At 67.9% G+C, this 24,030-nt stretch carries 21 protein-coding genes; 16 read left to right on the top strand and 5 right to left on the bottom strand.

Annotated features, from left to right (window positions below):
• Positions 1-7: 7 nt before the first annotated feature.
• Positions 8-1,675: a SulP family inorganic anion transporter gene (locus tag DTA22_RS31945; protein ID WP_112302090.1), complete on the top strand. Its 1,668-nt coding sequence runs from the start codon at positions 8-10 to the stop codon at positions 1,673-1,675.
• Positions 1,676-1,726: 51 nt separating this feature from the next.
• Here the strand turns inward: DTA22_RS31945 and DTA22_RS31940 are convergent, their stop codons facing one another.
• Positions 1,727-4,078, bottom strand: a complete 2,352-nt coding sequence (locus DTA22_RS31940) for an arylsulfatase (protein WP_037229000.1) — start codon at positions 4,076-4,078, stop codon at positions 1,727-1,729.
• Positions 4,079-4,222: 144 nt separating this feature from the next.
• Between DTA22_RS31940 and DTA22_RS31935 the strand changes: the two genes are divergently transcribed.
• From DTA22_RS31935 to DTA22_RS31905, 7 genes are all read left to right on the top strand, one after another.
• Positions 4,223-5,560 (top strand): DUF1254 domain-containing protein, encoded by a 1,338-nt coding sequence (locus DTA22_RS31935; protein ID WP_112302089.1) that lies wholly within the window; start codon positions 4,223-4,225, stop codon positions 5,558-5,560.
• Positions 5,561-5,573: 13 nt separating this feature from the next.
• Positions 5,574-6,230 (top strand): GAP family protein, encoded by a 657-nt coding sequence (locus tag DTA22_RS31930; protein WP_112302088.1) that lies wholly within the window; start codon positions 5,574-5,576, stop codon positions 6,228-6,230.
• 234 nt (positions 6,231-6,464) lie between these two features.
• Entirely contained in the window at positions 6,465-7,439 is a 975-nt protein-coding gene (locus DTA22_RS31925) for a DUF3558 domain-containing protein (protein WP_112302087.1), read from the top strand.
• Positions 7,440-7,534: 95 nt separating this feature from the next.
• The gene (locus tag DTA22_RS31920; RefSeq protein WP_005248517.1) at positions 7,535-8,800 is read left to right on the top strand and encodes an aspartate kinase; all 1,266 of its coding nucleotides are present in this window, start codon (positions 7,535-7,537) and stop codon (positions 8,798-8,800) included.
• Positions 8,801-8,802: 2 nt separating this feature from the next.
• Positions 8,803-9,834, top strand: coding sequence for an aspartate-semialdehyde dehydrogenase (locus tag DTA22_RS31915; RefSeq protein ID WP_011596739.1), 1,032 nt, complete (start codon positions 8,803-8,805; stop codon positions 9,832-9,834).
• 80 nt (positions 9,835-9,914) lie between these two features.
• A complete protein-coding gene (locus DTA22_RS31910; protein ID WP_112302086.1) occupies positions 9,915-11,033 on the top strand; it encodes an alpha/beta hydrolase family protein in 1,119 nt (372 codons plus the stop codon).
• Between the two features lie 94 nt (positions 11,034-11,127).
• Positions 11,128-11,793 (top strand): GAP family protein, encoded by a 666-nt coding sequence (locus DTA22_RS31905; RefSeq protein WP_037228988.1) that lies wholly within the window; start codon positions 11,128-11,130, stop codon positions 11,791-11,793.
• On the opposite strand, the gene DTA22_RS31900 is transcribed toward DTA22_RS31905, so the two are convergent.
• Together DTA22_RS31900 and DTA22_RS31895 are read right to left on the bottom strand one after the other, a co-directional pair.
• Positions 11,740-12,666: a hypothetical protein gene (locus DTA22_RS31900; protein ID WP_037228985.1), complete on the bottom strand. Its 927-nt coding sequence runs from the start codon at positions 12,664-12,666 to the stop codon at positions 11,740-11,742. The genes DTA22_RS31905 and DTA22_RS31900 overlap by 54 nt on opposite strands.
• A gap of 61 nt (positions 12,667-12,727) precedes the next feature.
• Positions 12,728-13,666 carry a formylglycine-generating enzyme family protein gene (locus tag DTA22_RS31895; RefSeq protein ID WP_112302085.1) on the bottom strand — a complete coding sequence of 313 codons (939 nt, stop codon included), beginning with the start codon at positions 13,664-13,666 and terminating at the stop codon, positions 12,728-12,730.
• Positions 13,667-13,766: 100 nt separating this feature from the next.
• On the opposite strand from DTA22_RS31895, the gene DTA22_RS31890 reads away from it, so the two are divergent.
• From DTA22_RS31890 to DTA22_RS31870, 5 genes are all read left to right on the top strand, one after another.
• Complete coding sequence (locus DTA22_RS31890; protein ID WP_112302084.1) at positions 13,767-15,593, top strand: multicopper oxidase family protein; 1,827 nt, start codon at positions 13,767-13,769, stop codon at positions 15,591-15,593.
• A gap of 100 nt (positions 15,594-15,693) precedes the next feature.
• Complete coding sequence (locus DTA22_RS31885; RefSeq protein ID WP_112302083.1) at positions 15,694-16,287, top strand: TetR/AcrR family transcriptional regulator; 594 nt, start codon at positions 15,694-15,696, stop codon at positions 16,285-16,287.
• Positions 16,284-17,774 (top strand): flavin-containing monooxygenase, encoded by a 1,491-nt coding sequence (locus DTA22_RS31880; RefSeq protein WP_112302082.1) that lies wholly within the window; start codon positions 16,284-16,286, stop codon positions 17,772-17,774. The genes DTA22_RS31885 and DTA22_RS31880 overlap by 4 nt, the downstream gene beginning before the upstream one ends.
• The gene (locus tag DTA22_RS31875; RefSeq protein ID WP_112302081.1) at positions 17,771-19,483 is read left to right on the top strand and encodes an FAD-dependent oxidoreductase; all 1,713 of its coding nucleotides are present in this window, start codon (positions 17,771-17,773) and stop codon (positions 19,481-19,483) included. Before DTA22_RS31880 ends, DTA22_RS31875 begins: the two co-directional genes overlap by 4 nt.
• Positions 19,467-20,111 (top strand): acetoacetate decarboxylase family protein, encoded by a 645-nt coding sequence (locus DTA22_RS31870; RefSeq protein WP_112302080.1) that lies wholly within the window; start codon positions 19,467-19,469, stop codon positions 20,109-20,111. The genes DTA22_RS31875 and DTA22_RS31870 overlap by 17 nt, the downstream gene beginning before the upstream one ends.
• Positions 20,112-20,125: 14 nt before the next feature.
• Here the strand turns inward: DTA22_RS31870 and DTA22_RS31865 are convergent, their stop codons facing one another.
• Positions 20,126-20,536 (bottom strand): SRPBCC family protein, encoded by a 411-nt coding sequence (locus DTA22_RS31865; protein WP_112302079.1) that lies wholly within the window; start codon positions 20,534-20,536, stop codon positions 20,126-20,128.
• On the bottom strand, positions 20,533-20,844 hold the full coding sequence (locus DTA22_RS31860) for an ArsR/SmtB family transcription factor (RefSeq protein ID WP_112302078.1): 312 nt from the start codon (positions 20,842-20,844) through the stop codon (positions 20,533-20,535). Before DTA22_RS31860 ends, DTA22_RS31865 begins: the two co-directional genes overlap by 4 nt.
• Positions 20,845-20,937: 93 nt before the next feature.
• Here DTA22_RS31860 and DTA22_RS31855 point away from each other — a divergent pair, with 93 nt between their 5' ends.
• From DTA22_RS31855 to DTA22_RS31845, 3 genes are all read left to right on the top strand, one after another.
• Positions 20,938-21,396 carry a Fur family transcriptional regulator gene (locus DTA22_RS31855; protein ID WP_005248503.1) on the top strand — a complete coding sequence of 153 codons (459 nt, stop codon included), beginning with the start codon at positions 20,938-20,940 and terminating at the stop codon, positions 21,394-21,396.
• Between the two features lie 53 nt (positions 21,397-21,449).
• Complete coding sequence (locus tag DTA22_RS31850; protein ID WP_112302077.1) at positions 21,450-22,919, top strand: catalase; 1,470 nt, start codon at positions 21,450-21,452, stop codon at positions 22,917-22,919.
• 307 nt (positions 22,920-23,226) lie between these two features.
• Positions 23,227-24,030 (top strand): metal-dependent hydrolase, encoded by an 804-nt coding sequence (locus tag DTA22_RS31845; RefSeq protein ID WP_037228961.1) that lies wholly within the window; start codon positions 23,227-23,229, stop codon positions 24,028-24,030.

Below are 24,030 nucleotides of genomic sequence, written 5' to 3'. Positions count from 1 at the left end.
AGTCACCGTGACCGTTCTCGCGCCGACCCTCGTCGGGTACCGGATGAAATGGCTCCGCGCCGACGTGGTCGCGGGCCTCAGCGCCGGCGCGGTCGTGATTCCGCAGGCGATGGCGTACGCCACCATCGCGAACATGCCCGTCCAGATCGGCCTGTACACCTGCATGGTGCCGATGGTGGTCTACGCGATGCTCGGTGGATCCCGCACCGCCAGTGTGAGCACCACCTCGACCATCGCGACCCTCACCGCGTCCACCCTGATCGGAGCGGGAATCGCCGCCGGTTCCGACGACGCCCAGACGTCGCTGATGACGCTGACGCTGTTGGTGGGCGTGATCCTGCTGCTGGCGAGGCTGCTGCGGCTCGGTGCGATCATCGAGAACATCAGCGAGGCAACACTGTCCGGGATCAAGGCCGGGGTGGGGCTGACGGTGGCCGCGAGCCAGCTGCCGAAATTGCTCGGCGTACCGTCCGATCCGGACGCCACCGGATTCTTCCGCGTCATGTGGTCGGCGCTCCGGCAGGTCGGCGACGCGAACGCCGCCACCGTGCTGCTGGCCGCCGGATCGATAGCGGCGCTGTACGCGATGGCGAAATTCATACCGCGGGTCCCAGGGCCGCTGGTCGTTGCGGTCGCGGGGATACTGCTCGTCGCGCTTGCGGGCATCGACGGCCGCGGGGTCGCGTTGATCGCCGAGGTGCCGCGTGGCATTCCGCTACCCGGTATCCCACCGCTCGCCGACATCGGTGCGCTGGTGCCCGGAGCACTGGCGATCGCGATCATGGCGTTCCTGGAGACGGTGTCCGTCGGGCGTGGAGTGCGGCGGCAGACGGAACCGCCGATCGACAGCGACCGCGAACTGCTCGCCAACGGCGCGGCGTCCGTGGCGGGCGCCTTCTTCCACACCCTGCCGCCGGCGGGCGGATTCTCGCAGACCGCGGTCGCGTTGCGGGCAGGGGCGAGGACCCAGCTGAGTGGGCTCGTCACGGCGGTGCTGGCGGTGCTCGTCGCGCTGTTCCTCGCCCCGGTGCTCAGCGACCTGCCGCAGGCCACGCTCGGCGCAATGGTGGTCGTCGCGACGCTCGGACTGCTCGATTTCGGGTCGTTCGCACGGTTCTGGCGCATCGACAGGACAGAATTCTGGGTGGCGCTCGCGACCGCACTCATCGGTCTGGTCGCCGGACTGCTGCCCGCCGTCGCGGTCGGGGTGCTGTTCACGTTGTATCTGGTACTGCGCGAGCTGAACCGGCCGCACGTCGTGCAATTGCAGAAGGACGGACACGGCCAGTGGCGCGCGGGGGAGGAAGACGCGCCGACCGTCCCCGCCGATCCTCTCGTACTCCGGCTGAACGTCGGTCTCTACACCGCGAACGTGCGGGCGAACACGGTGGCGATCCGCACCCGCCTGGGGGTGGTCGAGGGCCACGACACGTCGACCGTGCCCCACACGCTGATTCTCGACTGCTCGCGCCTGCAGAAGGTGTCGCTGACCGTGATGCGCAGCTTCCTCGACCTCGAGCGGGAACTGTCGGACGCGGGGGTCACCGTGTACTTCGCCGAGTTGCCCCGCGCCAACCGCGACACGGTGCTCCGCACGGACCTGGGGCGCGAATTCGACGGCAGGGGCCGGTTCTTCCCCACCGTCGACGACGCCGTAGGCGCTGCGCACCCGTGAGTGGTTGACGAGTCTCTGGACTCGCTGACCACTCACGGGCGGCGGAGCCGCCTACTGGTGGCGCAAGGCCGCGGCGAGGGCGTCCTCGGGGTCGATCAGGTGGTTGTGGTCGTCGTCGCCCAGTTCGATGTCGGCCCAGTCGATCTTGCCGTTGAACTTGCCCCGCGGCGTGGTGTACCCCTCGTAGACGGGCATTCCGGTGTCCACGCCGACGTCGAGTCCCTCGTCGAACGAGAAGTACAGCGGATGGGTCCGTTCGACGTGCTCGCTGCCGGCCTCGTCGCCGTCGATGTACAGGGTGGCGGTGCCGCCCTTGCCGATACCGCCGCCGTCGTACGCGAACTCGACGCGAACCTGATGCTCGCCCGCCGTGAGTGCGGTCGGCGCCAGCACCGTCGTTCTCCGTAGACCGCAGTAGTTGTAGTGGTAGCCGAGTGTGCCGCCGACGGTGAACAGGGCCCAGCCGCCGGTGCGTCCGCCCTGGGTGACGATCACCCCTTCGGCGCCCGATTCCGGAACCTGGATCTGCGCGGTGACCGAGTAGCTGCGGTTCTTGATGTTGATCGCGACGTTCTCGCCGAGCCGGGTCATGCCCTCGAACAGCCGGAGCTTGTCGCCCCGGACGAGGGTCGGCCGTCCCGCGATCTCCGGGTTCATCCGTTCGGCGGCCCGGTCGTCGAGCGGGAGCACGTTGTGCCGCACCGCCTCGATCAGGAACAGCTGCTGCAGTTCGGCGAGCTTCTCGGGGTTGTCCTTCGCGATGTCGTGGGCCTGCGTCCAGTCCGTGGTGGTGTCGTACAACTCCCACACGTCCAGGGAGAAGTCCGGGGCCTTCGCGACGACGTCCCACGGTGTGCGGTGTTTGGTGACGGCGGTCCACCCGTCGTGGTAGACACCGCGATTGCCCATGAGCTCGAAGTACTGCGTCCGGTGACGTTCGCCTGCGTCCGCATCGTTGAACGTGTATGCGAAGGACGTGCCGTGCATCGGCACCTGAGTGACGCCGTTGACCGTGTGCGGTTGCGCCAGTCCCGCCAATTCGAGGATGGTCGGCGCGACGTCGATGACGTGATGCCACTGGTGACGGGTCTCGCCCTTGGCCTGGATGCCGCCGGGCCAGTGCATGATCGTCCCGTTGCGGGTTCCGCCGTAGTGGGAGGCCACCTGTTTCGTCCACTGGTACGGGGTGCACATGGCGTGCGCCCACCCGACCGCGTAATGGTTGTACGCCTCGGGGCCGCCGATCTTGTCGAGGTGCTCGTTCCAGAACTCGACGGTCTCGTACTCGCCGCCGCCGTTGGAGGCGGTGGTGATCATGTACGTGCCCTCGAGCCCGCCCTCGGCCGAGGCACCGTTGTCGCCGATGATGTAGAGGATCAGCGTGTTGTCCAGTTCGCCGATCTCCTCGACGGCGTCGACGACGCGGCCGACGTGGAAGTCCGCGTACTCGAGGAACGCCGCGTACACCTCCATCTGGTGCCGGAGGATCGGTTTGCGCTCCTCCGGGATGTCGTCCCACGCCATGATGCCGTCGGGGCGTGCGGTGAGATCGGAGTCGGGTCCGATGACGCCGAGTTGCAGTTGCTTCCGGAACGTTTCGTCGCGGACGGCGTCCCACCCCTGGTCGAACCTGCCCTTGTACTTGGCGATCCATTCCTTCGGCACGTGGTGCGGGGTGTGCGTGGCACCCGGCGCGAAGTACGTGAAGAACGGCTTGTCGGGTGTCAGCGCCTTCTGCTGTTTGATGTAGTCGATGGCCTTGTCGGCCAGGTCGGGCATCAGGTGGTAGTCGGGGTCGTCGGGCGGGAGGACGGCGGTCACCCCGTCGACGAGCGCAGGCTGCCACTGGTTGGTCTCGCCGCCGATGAATCCGTAGAAGCGTTCGAACCCGCTGAACGCGGGCCAGTGATCGAACGGGCCCGTGGGCCCCGATTCCCAGACCGGAACCTCGTGGCACTTTCCGAATTGTGCGGTGTTGTAACCGCTCTGCCGCAGGATCTCGGCAAGCGGTGTGCACGAGTTAGGCCGCGTCGACCGATAGCCGGGTGCGGGGGTGGCGGTTTCGGTGATGTGGCCCATCCCGACCGCGTGATGATTACGGCCGGTGAGCATGGCCGCACGCGTCGGCGAGCACAGCGACGTGGTGTGGAAACGGGTGTATTTCAGACCACCCGCCGCGAGCCGCTCGGCGGTCGGGGTGCCGACCGGACCTCCGAACGCGCTCGACGCCCCGAATCCGACGTCGTCGAGAAGGATCAGCAGCACGTTCGGGGCGCCGGCGGGAGGGCGCTTGGCGGTGATGGGAGGCAGCTTCTCGGTGGCGTGTTTGGCGTCGAAGTACAGCGGCCCCTGATACTGCTGATCGGGGAGCGGGAGGATCGATCCGGGAAGCTCCTCAGGCATGGTGTTCGCCCTTTCCATGGACAGCACGGTCTCCCCGCCGACGCTAGGGCCGGCAACTCCGTTCCGGCTCACACTTTCCGGGTGAAGCCGTGACCCGTCCCGCCGTGGTCGCATGGATCGGAGACCGCGGGACAGGAGCCAGTCGTGAGTGCAGAACTGCAGGAACTCGCCGCCAAGGCGTGGGTGTACGGTTTCCCGCTGGTGTTCGACCTCGACCAGGTGAACCGCTTCGTGGCGGAGGGGATGGGGAGCCTCGATGCCGCACCCTTCAACACGTTCGGTCACGCGCGCACGCTCGCCGGGCCGCGGGACACCTTCGTCTCGGTGAACAACGACACCATCTACTCGATCGCCCAGATCGACCTCGCGCACGGACCGCAGTTGCTGCGAGTGCCCGACAGCGGCGGGGCGTACTACGTGCTGCAATTCGTCGATGCGTGGACGAATAATTTCGCGTACGTCGGCAAACGCGCGACGGGAACGGCGGCCGGCCGTTTCCTGCTGACCGGCCCCGAGTGGTCCGGTGAGGTCCCAGACGGTGCGACGCGGATCGCGTTCCCCACCGCGGTGGGCACCATCATCGGCCGCTGGGCCTGCGACGGCGAGGCAGACCTGGAGCGGGTGAAGGAACTGCAGTCGGCCCTCACGCTGGAACCCGTCGGAGACCAGGAACCGGCGCAGGGGTTGCCGGCACCCGACCCGAACGTCCCCGAAGAACTTCGGTTCTGGGAGAAGCTGAGGGTGTACTCGCAGGCGTACCCGCCCGCCGCGCAGGATCTCGTCGCGCAGCAGGCGTTCGCCCCGCTCGGGCTGCTCGAGACCGGGCCGTCGCCGTACCTCGAAGCGCCGCCGGACCTCGCGTCGGTGCTCACGGCCGGCGCCGAGGCAGGGCACCAATCGCTCGTCACCGCACTGAAATCCGGGGCGGGCGGAGCGGTGGTCAACGGCTGGCAGTTGATGTACCACGCCTTCGACTACAACGACGACTTCTTCGAGGTCGGCACGCTCGACTCACCCGAGTGGCGGATCGAGGACCGCTCGAAGGCGCTGGGACTGCGGGCCGGTGCCGCGATGGCGGGACTGTGGGGAAACCACGGTTACGAGGCCGCGTACGCGCCGATCTACCACGACAGCGAAGGCAACGAACTGTCCGGCGAACACGACTACACGCTCACGTTCGCGCCGACCCCGCCGGTCGACGCGTTCTGGTCGATCACCATGTACGACCTCCCGGAGTTCTTCCTCGTCGACAATCCCATCGACCGCTATTCGATCGGTGACCGCACGCCGGGACTGATATTCGCGGACGACGGTTCGCTGACCATCACGCTCAGCACCGTCGCGCCGGCCGATCCGGCGGCCCGCGCCAACTGGCTGCCGACACCGGCAGCCGGGTTCCGGCCCCTGCTACGGATGTACAGCCCGAAGGCGGAGGTGTTCGACGGAACGTTCGAGATCCCGCCCTTCGTGAGGACCAGGTGATCAGGGGGCGCAGGTGAGTGAGCTGATCTGGCTGCTCGTTCCCGAGATGATCGGTCTGGTCATCACACCCGCCGCCGTAGTCGGATGTGTGTTGCTGCTCGAGTCGGCGAACGCGGTGCGGAACGCCCTCGCCTTCGGTTCGGCGTTCCTGCTCGTCTATTCCCAGATCGCTGTCGCGGCGCTCCTCGGCGGCGCCGGTGATCCGTCGGCAACATCCAAGACGGTGAGCAACTGGGTGGGACTGATCGTCGGTGTGCTGTTCCTCGTCGTCGGCGTCGTCATGCTTGCGCAGAAACCGAAGCCGGCGGGCGCGACACCGAAATGGATGACGGCCCTCGAATCCGCCACACCGCGCACCGCCTTCGTGGCCGGACTCGCCCTCGGCACGATCAACCCCAACATCTTCATCATGCTGTCCGGGATGACCATCATCTCCAGTTCACACGTCGGGATCGGGGGTGCGCTGGTCGGGACCGCTCTGCTGCTCGTCGCATCGATGCTCGACTTCGCCGTCCCGATCGGGATCTACACCGTTCTGGGTGACCGCGCCCAGAAGGGGCTGAGCGCCGCCAAGACCTGGATGGTCCGGCACAACCGGGCGCTCGGGGTCGCGGTGTTCTTCGGCTTCGGCACCTTGTTCGCGCTACGGGGACTGCTCGCCCTCGTGTGATCCGCACGTCGGCGGGAGTCCGCAATGGGCGCGGACGCAGGCGCTGCGTCGTTTCAACGCGGACTGCCGGTTCGCGGGGGACGAAGCGGTCAGTGAGTCGATGGCCCGCAGGAGGTGGGGTCGCGAATCCGATCCGGACCGGGGGAACTCGGCTGCTCTGTTCACGGCGCCCGTTCCTCTCTCCGATGATCCCGAGTCGGCGGTAGTGTTCGGGCCGATTCGAGGGGGGATCGAGTGAAGAAAGTTGCCGCGGCGCTCCTGTGCGCCGTGATCACGTCCGGGTGCGCGCACAGCGTGTCGGGGACTGCGGGGGCCTCCCCGCTGCAGGAACTGACGCCGGAGCAGCAACGGCACGTCCACGTCGAGGACGCGCTGCGCGCCGCCGATCCGTGCGGCCTGCTCGACGAGTCGGTGGTGCGCGCCGCCGGGACGATTCAGCAGTACGGGTCCGCCGTGCAGCTGTCGGTGTGCTCGGCGCTCACGGCCCGGCCCGAAGGCGCGACGACCTACGTGGAGTTGTCCCTGCTGCCGTCGATGCTGTCCGATGCGGCGCTGACCCGGCCGGACACGGTCGACGGGGTGACCGTTTATCGCGGTGCGGGCGCCGACCTGGCGCGCGGGACGTGCGAGCGCGTCTTCCGGCTGAACGTCGGAACCGGCGAGGAACAGGTGGGACGGGACGCGCTGGCGACCGTCCGCGCCGGAACCGTCGCCGGCCAGGACGCCTGCCCGCTCGCCGACGCGGTGCTGGAGTCGGCGATCGACAGGATGCGGTCGGGCCTGCCCGCTCGGGACGGCACGTCCGCGCACCAGGTGGCGCTCGCGGTCCACGACCCGTGCGAAGTACTCGACGTGCTGGGGACCACGGCGGGCGGACGCGTCGTCGATCCGGAGTCGCCGCCCACCCCGTTCGACTGCGTCCTGTTTCCGAACCCGAACCGGGTGCCCGGGAGTGAGGTGACCGTGTCGTTCACGATGTCGCCGGTGAAGGAAAACCGACCATCCGTTCCCGCCGAGCCGGAGAGGGTCGGCGACCGTTGCCGGTGGACGAGCCCGACGGGTGAGCCGATCGACATCACACGGCCCGCAGCGGGCGTCGACGAGTTCACCCGCAGGCTCGGTCACGCGGGTGCAGTCGTCACTGTTCACGGCCCGAACTGCGCGGCGGTGGCGAGGGTCGCGGACGCCGCGAACACGGCGTTCGGATAGGCGTCCGAACGGACTCACCCGGGATCAGATTGGACTCCGCCGGTAAGCTCGACAGCTGGACCAGTACAGATTCATCGACCTGGAGGTAGAAACGCGTGGCTCTCGTCGTCCAGAAGTACGGCGGATCCTCGGTGGCAACCGCCGAGAGAATCCGACGAGTGGCTGAACGGATCGTCGAGACCAAGAAGGCCGGCAACGATGTCGTCGTCGTGGTTTCAGCGATGGGGGACACCACTGATGAGCTGCTCGATCTGGCTCAGCAGGTGTGCCCAGCCCCACCCGCCCGCGAAATGGACATGCTGCTGACCTCCGGTGAGCGCATTTCCAATTCTCTCGTCGCAATGGCAATTCATTCGCTCGGTGCGGAGGCCCGTTCGTTCACGGGCTCGCAGGCGGGCGTCATCACCACCGGTGCTCACGGCAACGCCAAGATCATCGACGTCACACCGGGCCGCGTCCGGGATGCGCTCGACGAGGGCTCGATCGTCCTCGTCGCCGGATTCCAGGGCGTCAGCCAGGACAGCAAGGACGTGACGACCCTCGGGCGCGGCGGTTCGGACACCACCGCGGTGGCCCTCGCAGCGGCCCTCGAGGCCGACGTCTGCGAGATCTACACCGACGTCGACGGCATCTTCACCGCCGACCCGCGCATCGTTCCGGACGCGCAGCGTCTCGAGACGGTGTCGTTCGAGGAGATGCTCGAGCTCGCGGCGTGCGGCGCGAAGGTGCTGATGCTCCGCTGCGTCGAGTACGCCCGCCGATACAACGTGCCCGTGCACGTCCGTTCGTCATACACGACCAAGCCGGGCACCATCGTGTCCGGATCGATGGAGGACATCCCCGTGGAAGAGGCAATCATCACCGGAGTCGCGCACGATCGCGGCGAGTCCAAGATCACCGTCGTCGGCCTGCCCGACACCCCGGGCTACGCCGCGCAGGTCTTCCGCGCGGTGGCCGAGGCGGAGATCAACATCGACATGGTGCTGCAGAACATCTCGAAGGTCGAGACCGGCAAGACCGACATCACGTTCACCCTGCCCACCGCCGACGGCCCGCGCGCCGTCGAGAAGCTCACCAAGCTGCAGGGCGAGATCGGCTTCACGCAGGTGCTGTTCGACGACCACATCGGCAAGGTGTCGCTGGTCGGCGCGGGCATGAAGAGCCACCCGGGCGTCACCGCGACGTTCTGTGAGGCCCTCGCGAAGGCCGGAGTCAACATCGACCTCATCTCCACGTCCGAGATCCGCATCTCGGTGCTCGTCAAGGACGTGGAGCTGGACAAGGCCGTGAAGGCGATCCACGACGCATTCGAGCTCGGCGGCGACGAAGAAGCCGTCGTGCACGCAGGAACGGGACGGTAGATATGACCACCATCGCTGTCGTCGGTGCGACCGGGCAGGTCGGCATCGTCATGCGCACCCTCCTCGAGGAACGGAACTTCCCCGCGGACAAGGTGCGGTTCTTCGCCTCCGCGCGGTCGGCGGGCAAGAAGCTGCCGTTCCGGGGCGAGGAGATCGTCGTCGAGGACGCGTCCGCGACGTCCGACGAGGACCTGAAGGGCATCGACATCGCCCTGTTCTCGGCCGGTGCGACGCTCTCTCGTGAGCAGGCCCCGCGGTTCGCGGCGGCAGGCGCCACGGTCGTCGACAACTCGTCGGCGTTCCGCAAGGACCCCGACGTCCCGCTGGTCGTCAGCGAGGTCAACCCGGAGCAGGCGAAGAACCCGCCGAAGGGCATCATCGCCAACCCCAACTGCACCACGATGGCCGCGATGCCGGTGCTGAAGGTTCTGCACGACGAGGCCGGTCTGCAGCGCCTCATCGTGTCGAGCTACCAGGCCGTGTCGGGCAGTGGCATCGCCGGTGTCGAGGAATTGGTGGGCCAGGCCCGCGCCGTGATCGACGACGCGGAGAAGCTGGTGCACGACGGCAGCGCCGTCGACTTCCCGGCCCCGAACAAGTACGTCGCACCCATCGCGTTCAACGTCCTGCCGCTGGCCGGCTCGATCGTCGACGACGGCAGCGGTGAGACGGACGAGGACCAGAAGCTCCGCAACGAGAGCCGCAAGATCCTCGGCCTGCCCGACCTTCTGGTGTCGGGCACGTGCGTCCGCGTCCCCGTGATCACGGGTCACTCGCTGTCGATCAACGCCGAGTTCGAGCGCCCGCTGTCGGTGGAGCGCGCGCAGGAGCTTCTGTCGAAGGCTCCCGGTGTGCAGCTGGTGGACGTCCCCACCCCGCTCCAGGCCGCGGGCAGCGACCCGTCGCTGGTCGGGCGCATCCGTCAGGATCCGGGTGTCCCCGAGGGTCGCGGTCTGGCACTGTTCGTGTCCGGCGACAACCTGCGTAAGGGTGCCGCCCTCAACACCATTCAGATCGCCGAACTGCTGGTCTGACCTCCTCCCCACGTGAGTGGCAAAGTGTGCTCCCGCACGCTTTGCCACTCACGTGCCGGTTGCGGGTGGATACTGGGCCGATGAGAGTCGTCGGGGCTGCGGTGGCCGCGGTCCTGTTGCTGCTCACCGGTGCAGGCGAGGCGTCCGCACAGCCGAGGATCCTGCTGTCGCAGGAAGAACTTCCACCCGCGGCAGTCCCCACCCAGGCCGGCGACAGCGTCCGGGTCCGCTACTCCACGATTCGCACCGCCACCGCGACCGGTGAGTCGACCGGATCGATCTTCCTTCCCCGCGGTGATCCACCCGACGGCGGCTGGCCGGTGGTGTCCTACGCACACGGCACGATCGGGGTCGCCGACCAGTGCGCTCCGTCCGTCGCCGGGTTCAACTACGTCGAACTGCCCGCGATCGAGCAGTGGCTGGCCGCCGGGTACGCCGTCGCAGCAACAGATTACGCGGGAATCGGCACGCCCGGGGTCAATGCCTATCTCGACGGTCGCGCCGCCGCCGCCAACGCCGTCGACATCGTCCTGGCCGCACACGACATCTACGGCGCCGTGCTCAGCGACCGGTGGATCGTCACGGGACTGTCGCAGGGCGGGCACGCGACCTACTTCGCCGCCCGCGAGGCCACCACCAGGGCACCGGCCCTCGACTACCGCGGTGCCGTCGCCGTGGCCGCGCCGACACACCTCGAACAGCTCTTTCCGGCCGCGGGTCCGGCGATTCCCGCCCTGCCGACAACTGGAATCGTGAACTACGCGTTGCTGACTCTCGCCGGCATCGACGACCAGCGTCCGGAGGTCGACATTCGGCACTATCTGTCGCCGAAGGGAATCGAATTGATGGAGTTGGCGAAGGTGACGTGCAGCCGGGAACTCGGCCGGTACCTGCTCGGCCATCCCACGTCGGTCGGGGACCTGTTCGCGGCGCCCCTGTGGAACGAGCAGTTCCGGGCGCTGTTCCGGGAGATGCAGCAGGTACCCGTCGACGGATTCGACCGCCCCCTGCGGGTGGTGCACAGCCTGTCCGACATGTCGGTGCCGATTCCGTTGACGTGGGCGCAGCTCGCCGAGATGCAGCAGCACGGGGTGAACGTCGAATACCAGCAACTTGCCGGGGAGGACCACCGCGAATCGCTGACGGCCTCCATGTCGGAGTCCCTCGCGTTCGCGGCGCGCGTGCTGTCCCCCATGTGAGTGGCAAAGCGTCCCCGAGCACGCTTCGCCACTCACCTGGGGTTCACCCGACACGTGCGAGGCGGAGACGGCGCCCCGACCCTACGGTTCGGACATGGGCTCAGTCATCGGAGAACTGTTACCGCTCGCCGTGGGTGTCGCGATCTCGCCGATACCGATCATCGCCGTCATCCTGATGCTGCTGTCGAAGCGGGCGGGCGGTGCGAGCGCGGGCTTCGGCGTCGGCTGGATCCTGGGCATCCTCGTCGCGACGGGCATCTTCATGCTTCTCGCCGGCAGTATCGACACGTCCGACTCCGACGGTCCCTCGGCGACCGCGTCGTGGGTGAAGGTGGTTCTCGGTGTGCTGCTGCTCCTGCTCGCGGGGCGGCAGTGGAGAAGCCGCAATGCCCACGCGGAGCCGCCGAAATGGATGCAGGCCATCGACGACCTGAACTTCGTCAAATCCACCGGTCTCGGATTCGCGCTGGCGGCAATCAATCCCAAGAACCTTCTGCTCTGCGTGTCCGCGGGCGTCGGGATCGGCACAGCCGGGGTGAACGGCGGCGAGCAGGTGGTGGCCCTGATCGTGTACACGGTGCTGGCCGGATCGACCGTCCTCGTCCCGGTGATCGCCTACGCCGTCGCAGCCGACAAGATGCGCGGGACCCTCGACAACCTCAAGGTCTGGCTCCAGGCCAACAACGCCGCGGTGATGAGCGTGCTGCTACTCGTGATGGGCGCCGTCGTCCTCGGCAAGGGGTTCAGCGGGTTGTTCTGACACGACGGCGTCCGGGCCGCGCAGGTACCGCCCGATGTAGCCCTCGTCGAGCGCGATGGCCTTGACGATCACCGCGGACCCCACGATCACGACGGACAGGACGAACAGCCAGCTGATCGCGGTGAACACCAGGCCGAGCGACCCGAACTGGTGTTGCGCGGCGGCGGTGATCCGGGGCAGGACGAGGCGTCCGCCGACGTGGAGAGCGGTGAGCGCGGCGGCGGTCAGCGCCCCCGTCGCCCAGAGCACACGACCCTTGAGGGTGCCCATCGTCAACAGGTACGGGCTGAGAGTCCACACGGCCATCCACACCGCGAACTCCCCGGCGACTGCGAGAGGTGGCCCGATGAACCGGACGTTCGTGAGCTCGCCGGCCAGGCCGATCGCCGTCCCCGACATCGCGACGGCGAACAGGACGACGAGCCACCGCCAGGCGTCTCGGAGGGTGATCGACGGGACGTTCCAGATCTTTCCGTAGATCCGGGCGAGCGCCCTCGCGAAGGACGTGCCGCTGATCGCGATCATCAGCAGACCGACGACCCCGAACGCGGCGAAGGAGGGGTTGGTGGTGTCGACGGAGCCGGACGTGGTCGTCAGTTCCGTGGGGTCGAAGCCGAACTGGGTCTTGATGGTGCGTGCGGTCACGTTCCAACTGCTCAGCGTCGATGCCGCAATCATCACGGGCAGCACCGACGTGAAGATCCGGGCGGCGAGCGTCATCGACCGGTCGACGAGTTCGATCGCGATCAGCCCGTCGATGACGCGTCGAACCGTGCGGCCGGGAGGTGTGCCCTGCAACCAGCCGTTGGCAGTTTCGGTCCGCGCGATCAGCGCTTCCCGGGCCAGCGCCACAGACAATTTGGTGGACCGCACATCACCGACTCAACCGCAGCGGACGCGGCGCGTCTTCATCCCCGTGAGGTGAGAAAGACCGTCACGGGCGGATGATGCACCGGAACCCGATGTGGCACGTCGACGTCTCCTCGGTGTCACCCTGCCGGGCCGAGGGTCGGTAGCGGAGGCAGTAGTTCGGCGCGCAGAGGTGCGAGCCGCCCTTGATCACGCGGCGCGCGTAGGGCTCGTCCGGGTTCTCGACGCGTGCCGTCTCGACTCTCGGGTTGGTGGGAATGCAGCAGGAACTGGTGGGCGCGACGTTCTTCCCGCCCTCGGAGTGATCCGCCGTGAAGTAATCGGTGGTCCATTCCCACACGTTGCCGGCCATGTCGCTGAGTTCGTAACCGTTGGGCCGGAAATGGCCGACCGGCGACGTTCCCGCGAAGCCGTCCGCGAGGAGGTTCTCCCACGGGAACTGCCCCTGCCAGACGTTTCCGCCGGGCCGGCCGCCCGGTTCGTGCTCCTCGCCCCACACGAACGGCTGCCGGTCCAGCCCGCCGCGGGCCGCGAATTCCCATTCGGCCTCGGTCGGGAGGTCCTTGCCCGTCCACTCCGCGTAGGCGCGGGCGTCGAACCACGACACGTGCGTGACGGGATGGCGTTCGCGTCCGCCGACATTGCTGCCCGGACCCTCCGGGTGCCGCCAGTCCGCACCCGGCGTGAACGACCACCAGCGGGTGTAGTCGTCGAGCGGGACGGGGCGGGCCGTCGGGGTGAACACGAGCGAACCGGGCACGAGCAGAGCCGGATCCGCGCCCGGGTACTGCGCGGGGTCGGGGGCGATCTCGGCGGTCGTGACGTGACCGGTGTCCTTCACGAATCGCCGGAACTCGGCCACGGTGACCTGGTGCGAGTCCATCCAGAATCCGTCGACGGTCACCTGGTGGACGGGGCGTTCCTCGGGGTAGAAGTCCTCCGAACCCATCCAGAAGGTGCCCCCGGGGATCCATGCCATGTTCTTCGGAGCTGCACCAGTCATGAGGTCAGACTGGCACGACGACGGCCGCCGTGCGAAGGGACGCCCCGTAAACCCGGTGAGAGGGGCAACGGTTGCGGTACCGTCGGCTACTCGATTCGCAATGCTGTTCTCACCGTGCAGGGGGCTCCTCGGAATGGATGGACGGATTCCGCGTAGGTCTTTCGTTCGTGGACTGGCGCTGACGGCCGGGCTCGGTGCCGTCGGGGTGGGCTCGGCGAGCGCCTACCCGTTCGGGATCGATCCGCTGCGGCCGTTCGTCTTCTCCTCGCCGCCGCTCCAGCCGTTCCGGGAACAGTTGCCGCCGTTGCCGATGGTGGGTGGGAGCGCCGTCGAGGTGCACGCGAGCAGCACGACGCACGTGTTCCACCCCGACCTGCCTGCGTCCCCGGCCCTCGGCTACGGCGGCATGGACTACCTGGGCCCGACGATCGAAGCCCACGTCGGCGAACGGACCTCGCTGACGTACCGCAACGACATCGCGAGCAACCCCCTCGCCGCCGACGTCGACACGAGGATCCACGGCGTGAGCGAGCAGGACCGCACCCAGGTGCCGACGTCGCTGCACCTGCACGGCGGGCGGACGCCCCCCGAGTTCGACGGACATCCCGAGGACACGATGCGGCCCGGGCAGGGAATGGTGCACGAGTTCCCGAACCGGCAGGAAGCCTGCGCGCTCTGGTATCACGACCACGCGATGGGCGTCACCCGGCTCAACATCTACGCCGGGCTGGCGGGCATGTACCTGCTGCGCGACGAGTACGACACCGGTGCGAGCGGCAACCCGCTCGGTCTGCCCTCGGGTGAATTCGAACTGCCGCTGGTGTTGCAGGACAAGAACTTCACCGACGACGGACGGCAGAGTGTCCGTTCCAACCCGCTGAATCCGCAGGGCAGCTGGGAGGCCGCCACACCCGGTGACGTGGGGGTGGTGAACGGCAAGGTGTGGCCGGAGATGTCGGTGGCGCGGGGCCTGTACCGCCTGCGGATGGTGAACGCCGCATCGTTCAGCGTGTGGAATCTGTTCTTCGAGAACCGGATGAGGTTCTGGGTGATCGGCGCCGAGGGCGGGTTGCTCGACGCCCCGGTCGCCACCGACCACGTCCGACTCGGACCGGGCGAGCGGGTGGACCTCCTCGTCGATTTCGGAACCCTCGCGCCCGGCACGACGGTCGAACTGCGCAACGACGAGCCGATACCGGCGCAGGTCGCGCAGCGCGGGGTGCAGATCATGCCGCGGTTCTGCCGGTTCCGGGTGGGCACCGCCGCCGGGTTCACCGGTGGCGTGCCGGAGACACTGCGGGGCGGAAGCCGTGGTCTCGCCGTCCTCCCGCCCGTCGCGCGGCCGTCGGTGGTGCGCAACGTGTCGGTGATGCAGCTCGCGCAGGGCCTGGGTCAGCCGTCGCCGCTGATGTCGCTGAACAACCTCCGCTACACGACCGACGACATCGAGATGCCCCGGCAGGGCACCGTGGAGCAGTGGAACATCGTGAACGTCACGCCCGAACCGCATCCGATCCACCTGCATCTGGTGTCGTTCCGGGTGATCGGGCGGCAGGCGATCGACACGAACGCCCTGATGCAGGCCGTCCCGGTGCCCGCGGTCGGGGTGCGGTGGACGCCGTCGGCGGACCCGTTCGTTCTCGGGCCGATCCTGGCGCCGCAGGTGTGGGAGTCGGGCTTCAAGGACACCGTGATTGCGGACGCGAACTCGATCACCCGGATCATCGTCCGGTTCCCGACCGCCGACGAACTCGGCTTCGACCCGGACGCCACGTTCGGGATGTCGGCGCACACGATGGATCACTCCGAAGGCGGACACGGCACCATGGGGCAGGCGTCGCATCCCCTGCAAGGCTACGTGTGGCACTGCCACATGCTCGACCACGAGGACCACGACATGATGCTGCGGTACCGACTCGTGCCCTAGGCCCGTGAGTACTTATTAACGTCCGGCGGTTGATAAGTACTCACAGGCGCGTAGCGCAAACTTACAAGCAGTCTGGACTGTTTTCTTTTTTCCGCCTACAGTGCTGTGTGTGACACCTGACACAGCAGTAGTCAAACCGACCCGCACGCAGGCCGAGCGGACTGCGGCGATGCGCACGAAGCTGCTCGACGCCGCCGTCGACTCGCTGGTCGAGCTCGGGTATGCCCGCACCACCACGCAGGGCATCGCCCGGCGGGCGGGGGTGTCGCGCGGAGCGCAGCTGCACCATTTCCCGACCAAGGAGTCGCTGGTGGTGGCAGCCGTGGAACATCTCGTGGACAAGCGGATGGAGGAGATCCTCGCCGCCGAAGTGGATGCCGGCCGCGGCGTCGAGGTGCTCGCCGACGCCTTCTCCGGACCGCTGTTCTATGCGGCCCTCGAGTTGTGGGTGGCCGCTCGCACCGACCCGGCGCTGTACGAGGCGACGGTTCCGCTCGAGCGGAAGGTCAACGACGCGCTGCGCCGCGGGTCGGCGGAGGTGTTCGGCGATCGGTTCGACGCCGACACCATCGAGCTCAGTATCGAATTGGTTCGCGGTCTGGCGGTGTCGGCACTGTTCCGCACCCCCGAGACCGAACAGTCACTACGCGCGCGGCTGTTGCCCGTGTGGGAATCGAAGGTGGAGAAGTCGTGAATCTTCCGCAACACGTACGCACCCTGATCGTGGGGGCAGGTTTCGCCGGCATGGGACTGGCGGCGCGCATTCTGCAGACGCAGCCGCAGGCCGACGTCCTGATCATCGAGCGCGGCGACGACGTCGGCGGCACGTGGCGAGACAACACCTACCCGGGGTGTGCGTGCGACGTCCCGACGTCGCTGTACTCGTACTCGTTCGCGCCGAGCGCGGACTGGAGCCACACGTTCGCCCGTCAACCCGAGATTCACCGTTACCTGAAGAAGGTTGCGGCCGACACCGGTGTCGGGTCCCGGGTGGTGACCGATTGTGAACTGCAGGAAGCGCACTGGGACGACGACGAGGCCATCTGGACCGTCCGGACGAGCCGCGGAACGCTGACGGCCGACGTCGTGGTGGCCGCGACGGGTGCGCTGTCGACGCCCAGCGTCCCGGACATGCCGGGACTGGAGACGTTCGGCGGCACCACGTTCCACTCGGCCACATGGAACCACGACCACGACCTCACCGGTGAGCGCGTGGCCGTCATCGGCACCGGTGCGTCCGCGGTGCAGTTCGTGCCGGAGATCGCGCCCGCTGCCGAACATCTCACCGTGTTCCAGCGCACGCCCGCCTGGGTGATCCCACGTCTCGACCGCGAACTGTCCGGGTCCGAGAAGGGCCTCTACCGGCGACTGCCGTTGGTGCAGAAGGCCGTCCGCGGGTCCGTGTACAGCTTCCGCGAAGCGCTGGGCGGTGTGCTCGCGCACGCCACCGGGCTGCTGCCGGTGTTCGAGATGGTGGCCAAGGCGCATCTGCGCCGGCAGGTGCGGGATCCCGAACTGCGCCGGAAGCTCACACCGAACTTCACGATCGGCTGCAAGCGGATGCTGCTGTCGAACGACTGGCTGCGGACCCTCGACCGTCCCGACGTCACGCTCGTCGACGCGGGACTCGCCGGGGTCACGTCGGACGGCGTCGTCGATGCGGTGGGCAATGAGCACAAGGTCGACACCATCATCTTCGCGACGGGCTTCACACCGACGGAACCTCCTGTGGCGCACGCATTGCGCGGTGCGAACGGCCGCACCCTCGCCGAGCACTGGGACGGGAGCCCGAGTGCGTACAAGGGGACCACCGTCGCCGGTTTCCCGAACCTGTTCCTGATGTACGGTCCCAACACCAACCTCGGGCACAGCTCCATCGTCTACATGCTCGAATCACAGTCCGCGTACATCGCCGACGCGTTGAACGTGATGCACCACAGCGGCATCACCGCCTTCGAGGTCAGCGAGGAGGCGCAGCGCCGGTACAACACCCGCATCCAGTCCGAACTGCAGTCCACCGTCTGGAACAAGGGTGGCTGCTCGAGCTGGTACTACGACTCCGAGGGCCGGAACTCCGTCCAGTGGCCGACCTTCACCTGGAAGTTCCGCTCCCAGCTGCAGCGCTTCGATCAGGAGAACTACGTTTCACGACGCAGCGCCGTGAAGGAGACCGTCGCGTGACGCACTACGACGTAATCGTGGTCGGCTCCGGTTTCGGCGGCAGCGTCGCGGCGCTCAGGCTTACCGAGAAGGGGTACCGGGTCGGCGTACTCGAAGCGGGTAGACGCTTCGCCGACGACGAGCTGCCCGAGACGAGCTGGCGGCTGCGCCGCTACCTGTGGGCACCGTGGCTGGGCTGCTACGGCGTGCAACGGATCCACCTCCTCCCCGACGTCCTGGTCATGGCCGGGGCAGGGGTAGGAGGCGGGTCGCTGAACTACGCGAACACCCTCTACCAGCCGCCACGCCGCTTCTTCGAGGACAAGCAGTGGGCGCACATCACCGACTGGCAGTCGGAGCTGGCCCCGTACTACGAGCAGGCGAAACGGATGCTGGGTGTGACGACCAATCCGTCGTTCACCCCCGCCGACGCCGTCATGCGCGAGGTGGCCGAGGAGATGGGCGCCGGTGAGACGTTCACGTCCACACCGGTGGGGGTCTTCTTCGGCGAACCGGGATCGCGGGTGGCCGATCCGTTCTTCGGGGGAGTAGGACCCGAGCGCACAGGGTGCACCGAGTGCGGCAGTTGCATGACGGGTTGCCGTGTGGGCGCGAAGAACACGCTCGTCAAGAATTACCTCCACCTCGCCGAGAAGGCGGGTGCCCGGGTGCATCCGCTCACGACGGTGACGGAGTTGCGTCCCCGGGCGGGCGGCGGCTACGCGTTGCGGACCCGCCGCACCGACGGGATCCGCAAGCGGGAACACACCTTCACCGCGGACCAGGTGGTGGTCGCCGCGGGCACGTACGGCACCGCCCGGCTGCTGCTGGCGATGAAGGAATCCGGTGCGCTGCCGCGGTTGTCGCCGAGGCTGGGATCGGTGGTGCGCACCAACTCGGAGGCGGTCCTCGCGGCCACGTCGAAGAACCGCGCAACAGACTTCACGAAGGGCGTGGCCATCACGTCCTCGTTCCACCCGGACGATCACACCCACATCGAACCGGTGCGGTACGGCAAGGGCAGCAACGCGATCGGCCTGTTGCAGACCGTCCTCAGCGACGGCGGCGGCAGGACGCCGCGGTTGCTGAAAACGGTCGGCGTCGCGTTGCGTCGCCCTGGGGCGTTCGTGCGCAGCCTGTCGGTGCGGCACTGGTCGGAGCGCACCGTGATCGCGCTCGTCATGCAGACCGACGACAATTCGCTCGAACTGGCCAAGGGGCGGGGCCGCCTCGGTCGCGCGGTCACCAGCCGTCCCGGACCCGGAGCTCCGCCGCCCGAATGGATCCCGCAGGGTCACACGGCCATCCGCAAGGTGGCCGAGCGGATCGGGGGAGACCCGGGCGGTTCGTTCGCCGACGTCGTGAACATTCCGATGACCGCTCATTTCCTCGGGGGTTGCACCATCGGGGACTCGCCGGATACCGGCGTCGTCGACCCCTACCTGCGGGCGTACGGACACGACGGTCTGCACGTGGCCGACGGCTCCGTGGTGAGCGCGAATCTCGGGGTCAATCCGTCGCTCACCATCACCGCCCAGGCCGAGCGTGCATTCGCGCTGTGGCCCAACAAGGGCGAGGCCGACATCCGGCCCGAGCCGGGCAAGCCATACGTACGTATCGAACCGTCGCCGCCCCGGAATCCGGTGGTCCCCGCCGACGCGCCGGGTGCACTGCGGCTCCCGCTGACGGTCACCACCCGAAGGGAGACAGTCGATGTGGAGCGTGCCTGAATCGACCACCCCGCGCACCGACTGGCCCGAGAGCTCGCCGCCCCCGTGGCCGGCGGGGGTGCGCGCGACACTGTGGTGGCACCGCAGCACCGCGGCCGCCCGCGCGCTCGGACCCGACGGCGCCACCGTGCCGTTGACCCTCGCGATGATGGTCGACTACCTCGACTCGCCCGTCGGGCCCTACCGGGAAATCCTCGCCAGCCCGGTGCTCCGCGCGCCCGGACGTCGCATCGGCGTCCTGCCGCGCATGGCGGTCCCGTTCATTGCCGTGGATTCGGAACCCTCCGTGCACGGCGGCCGCGTGCACTGGAGCCTGCCGAAGGTGACTGCCGAGTTCGACGGCGACGTGCACGGCGACTTCGAGGCATCGTCCGAAGCGTGGCGCGTCACCACGAGCACTCGTCCGCGCGGACCGCGACTGCCTGTCGCCGGCGCGCTGGGGTTCGCGCAACCCGGCGACCACGGCCTCGTGACCGCGTCCGCGCGACTCCGGGGGCATTTCCGATATGCCCGCGTGGCCGTGTCGGCCGAAGGTCCCACCCTCGGTGACTGGCTGACGCCCGGCACACACCACGGCATCGTGATCACGGACGGCCGGATGACCACCGGGCCCGCGCAGCTCCGCTGACCTGAGACAGGTCGCTATCCGATTTCCGCGACCGCGCCGGCGAGACGTGGCAGCACGGTGTCGCGCCAGCCTGGACCCATCCGCTCGAACGCGTCGCGGCTGCGCTTGTCGTCGAGGTCGAAGCCCGAATGCTCGAGGAACAGGCGGGTGCCCGCACCCTCGGGAGCCAGGCGCCAGACCAGCGTCCAGTTCTCGGTGAACGTGTAGACGAAGCGCCGTTCCGGCTGGACCTCGACCACTTCGCAGGGAACGGCGCCCCAGCCGGGCATGTCGAGATGGAACCGATGCCCGACCGTGGCGGCGATGTCACCCGCGGCCCACCAGCGGGCGAGCAGTTCCGGCTCGGTGAGGGCGCGCCACACCTTGGCGGGCGGCGCGGCGATGAACTGGTCGACGGAGATCTTGGTGGTGGTGCGGTCGGTCACGAGTCCTCCTCGAGGAAGTCGGCGAGTGTGCGCAAGCGGCCACGCCAGAACCGCTCGAACGGGTGCAGCCAGTCGCCGACGTCGGCGAGCGGCTCGGCGGTCAGGTGGTAGTGCCGTTGCCGTCCGGACGGTTCGTCGCGGACGAGACCGGCCCGGCGCAGCACCTGCAGGTGCTCCGCCACCGCGGGTCGGGTGAGGTCGAACCGGCCGGCGAGGTCCCCGGCGGTGAGGGGTCCGTCCACCAGGATTTCCAGCAGGCGCCGTCGCACGGGGTTCGAGAGGGCGATGAAGACGTCGTCGTCGGGCACGCCGCGACTTTATGTCGGAGATTTCCGACATGTCAAGAATTTCCGACACGTCCTTTTCTTGACTAATTCCAAAAAGGCGCGATACTGGAACACATGCGACACGACACGGATCCCAAAGCGCAGCTGCGCGGGGTGGGCCTGCGTGTCACTGCACCACGCGTTGCAGTGTTGAATGCGGTTGCCGTGCGGCCGCATTCCGACGTCGACGACATTGCGGCCGTAGTTCGTGAAGAGCTGGGATCGGTCTCCACCCAGGCGGTATACGACGTCCTCAAGGCGTGCACCGCCGCCGGCCTGCTCAGACGTATCGAGCCCGCGGGATCGCCCGCACGGTTCGAAACCCGTACCGGAGACAACCACCACCACCTCGTGTGCCGCAGCTGCGGGACCGTCGTGGACGTGGACTGCGCCGTCGGTGAGGCTCCGTGCCTCGACCCTTCGCAGGCCCACGGTTTCGAGATCGACGAGGCCGAGGTCGTCTTCTGGGGGCTCTGCTCGCAGTGCCAGACCGGCGCGCAGAGCGGAACCGGGTCGGCAGCAGCCCTGTCCTGACCCGTCCGTCCCCACCGCTACACCCTCACCCGATGCAACCTGGAGGCTTTGCCATGCCTGAAACACAGCGCGCCACCACCAACAACTTCGGAATTCCCGTCGTCAGCGACAACGAATCCCTCACCGCGGGCACGCAGGGCCCCATCCTGCTCCACGACCACTACCTGATCGAGAAGCTCGCCCACTTCAACCGCGAGCGCGTTCCAGAGCGCGTCGTCCACGCCAAGGGCGGCGGTGCGTTCGGCGAACTGGTCGTCACCCACGACGTGAGCCGCTACACGAAGGCCACACTGTTCCAGCCCGGCGCGAAGACCGAGTCGCTGGTGCGCTTCTCCACCGTCGCGGGCGAGCAGGGCAGCCCCGACACCTGGCGCGACCCGCGCGGATTCGCCGTGAAATTCTACACCGAGGACGGCAACTACGACCTCGTCGGCAACAACACACCCGTCTTCTTCATCAAGGACCCGATCAAGTTCCCCGACTTCATCCACTCGCAGAAGCGGCTGCCGGGGTCCGGTCTGCGCGACCACAACATGCAGTGGGACTTCTGGACGCTGCGGCCCGAGTCCGCCCACCAGGTGACCTGGCTGATGGGTGACCGCGGAATCCCGAAGACCTGGCGTCACATGGACGGTTTCGGCTCGCACACGTACCAGTGGGTCAACGCCGACGGCGAACGGTTCTGGGTCAAGTACCACTTCAAGACCGATCAGGGCATCGAGTTCCTCACTCAGGACGAGGCCGACACCCTCGCCGGCAACGACCCCGATCATCACCGCGCCGACCTGTACGACACGATCGCCCGCGGCGAGTTCCCCAGCTGGACGCTGAAGGTCCAGGTCATGCCCGTCGACGAGGCAGAGGGCTACCGATTCAACCCGTTCGACCTCACCAAGGTGTGGTCGCAGAAGGACTACCCGTTGATCGAGGTCGGCAAGTGGACCCTCAACCGGAACCCCGACAACTTCTTCGCGCAGATCGAGCAGGCCTCGTTCGAGCCGTCGAATGTCGTTCCGGGAATCGGCTTCTCGCCCGACAAGATGCTGCTGGGACGGGTCTTCTCGTACGCGGACGCGCACCGGTACCGCATCGGCGCCAACTACGCGCAGCTGCCGGTCAACGCGCCGAAGAATCAGGTGAACTCGTACTCGCAGGACGGTGCGATGCGGTACGCCACCAATTCGCCCGAGACCCCGGTGTACGCGCCGAACTCCTACGGCGGCCCCCACGCCGACGCGTCGCTCGCGGGTGACGAAGGTCTGTGGGCGTTCGACGGCGAGTCGGTGCGAGCCGGCTACATCGAGCACGCCGAGGACGGCGATTTCACGCAGGCGGGCACGCTCGTCCGAGAGGTCCTGAGCGACGACGAACGCGACCGCCTGGTGAACAACATCGTCGGCCACGCACTCGGCGGCGTCAGCGAACCGGTTCTGCTGCGGGTCTTCGACTACTGGAAGAGCGTCGACCCCGACCTGGGCAAGCGAGTGGAAATCGGTGTCCGGGAAGGGCAGAGCCGGAACTGATGTCGTTGGTGGGGCAGGCTCAGAGCAGGCCCCACCAATAGAGCAGCACGGCGAGAACGAACACGATCACAGTTTCCACGACGACCCTCCTCCGCCCGACTGCACGCAGCGCACTTCCATCATCCACCTTCAGCGGGGACGGACGCCACTGCGCTTCGCGCCCGTGAGTACTTCTTAACCGCCCGCGGTTAAGAAGTACTCACAGGTGTGTGACGGGTGTGTCGGATGTTGTTGCTAGGTTGGGCGGTGTCAGGACACCGGCTCGGATGACCGTGTCCCGAGTCGGGGTCGAAAGGTGCTGTCTTCCATGGTGATGGGTCCCACCCATGCAATGTCCGGTGCGGCTGTAGGTCTGGCGGTGGCAGATCTGCTGCCCCTCGACTGGGGTGGGCCCACCTCGACCGCCGAGACCTTCACGTTCGCGGCGGTGTGCGCCGGAGCGGCGCTTCTCCCGGACCTGGACACGAGCCAGTCCACGGTCTCACGCTCGTTCGGGCCGGTCAGCAGCGTCGTCGCGAAGGGCGTCGATGCGGTGTCGCTGGGTTTCTACACCGTCACAAAGGGCAAACGCGACGGCAAGCGGCGCGGCGGGCACCGGACGCTCACCCACACGGCCCTGTTCGCCGCCGGTATCGGGGCCGGGGTGTCCGCGCTGGTCGTCCAGTTCGGCAAGCCGGCCATCATCGCGACACTGTTCGTCTGCCTCGGGCTCGCGCTCCGCGGGCTGGCCGGGGAGCTGGCCAAAGAAAAAGGCTGGCTGGCGGTTTCGGCGGTCGCCGCGGTGCTGTCCGCGCTCACCTGGCAGTCGTATCCCACGGAGGCCGGTTCCACCGGACTCGGAGTGGCGGTGGCGCTGGGCTGCGCCACCCACTGCCTCGGGGACGCCATCACCAAGGAAGGCGTCCCCTTCCTGGCTCCGTTCCTCACACTCGGCAAGGAACGGTGGTGGGAGTTCCGGCTCCCGTCGTTCCTGTCCATCCGGGCGGGCGGGCCCTTCGAGAAGGTCGTGCTCGGGCCCGCCCTCACGGTGGCCGTCGGACTCATGGTCATCTGGGCCATCGACGGTGCGCCGCAGGCAATCTACGACGCGTTCATGCCTGCCCCGCAGTGA

This window comes from Rhodococcus wratislaviensis (genome assembly GCF_900455735.1).
In the GTDB taxonomy this organism is placed as follows: domain Bacteria; phylum Actinomycetota; class Actinomycetes; order Mycobacteriales; family Mycobacteriaceae; genus Rhodococcus_F; species Rhodococcus_F wratislaviensis.
The sequence above is the reverse complement of the archived record's forward strand: the minus strand, read 5'-3'. Positions and strand labels throughout refer to the sequence as shown.

Excerpts from the sequence above, each read along its gene's own strand:
- DTA22_RS31870 (WP_112302080.1), top strand. The coding sequence starts at position 19,467 with ATGTGGAGCGTGCCTGAATCGACCACCCCGCGCACCGACTGGCCCGAG.
- DTA22_RS31895 (WP_112302085.1), bottom strand. The coding sequence starts at position 13,666 with ATGACTGGTGCAGCTCCGAAGAACATGGCATGGATCCCCGGGGGCACC.
- DTA22_RS31940 (WP_037229000.1), bottom strand. The coding sequence starts at position 4,078 with ATGCCTGAGGAGCTTCCCGGATCGATCCTCCCGCTCCCCGATCAGCAG.
- DTA22_RS31850 (WP_112302077.1), top strand. The coding sequence starts at position 21,450 with ATGCCTGAAACACAGCGCGCCACCACCAACAACTTCGGAATTCCCGTC.
- DTA22_RS31910 (WP_112302086.1), top strand. The coding sequence starts at position 9,915 with ATGAGAGTCGTCGGGGCTGCGGTGGCCGCGGTCCTGTTGCTGCTCACC.
- DTA22_RS31855 (WP_005248503.1), top strand. The coding sequence starts at position 20,938 with ATGCGACACGACACGGATCCCAAAGCGCAGCTGCGCGGGGTGGGCCTG.
- DTA22_RS31890 (WP_112302084.1), top strand. The coding sequence starts at position 13,767 with ATGCTGTTCTCACCGTGCAGGGGGCTCCTCGGAATGGATGGACGGATT.
- DTA22_RS31905 (WP_037228988.1), top strand. The coding sequence starts at position 11,128 with ATGGGCTCAGTCATCGGAGAACTGTTACCGCTCGCCGTGGGTGTCGCG.
- DTA22_RS31915 (WP_011596739.1), top strand. The coding sequence starts at position 8,803 with ATGACCACCATCGCTGTCGTCGGTGCGACCGGGCAGGTCGGCATCGTC.
- DTA22_RS31845 (WP_037228961.1), top strand. The coding sequence starts at position 23,227 with ATGGTGATGGGTCCCACCCATGCAATGTCCGGTGCGGCTGTAGGTCTG.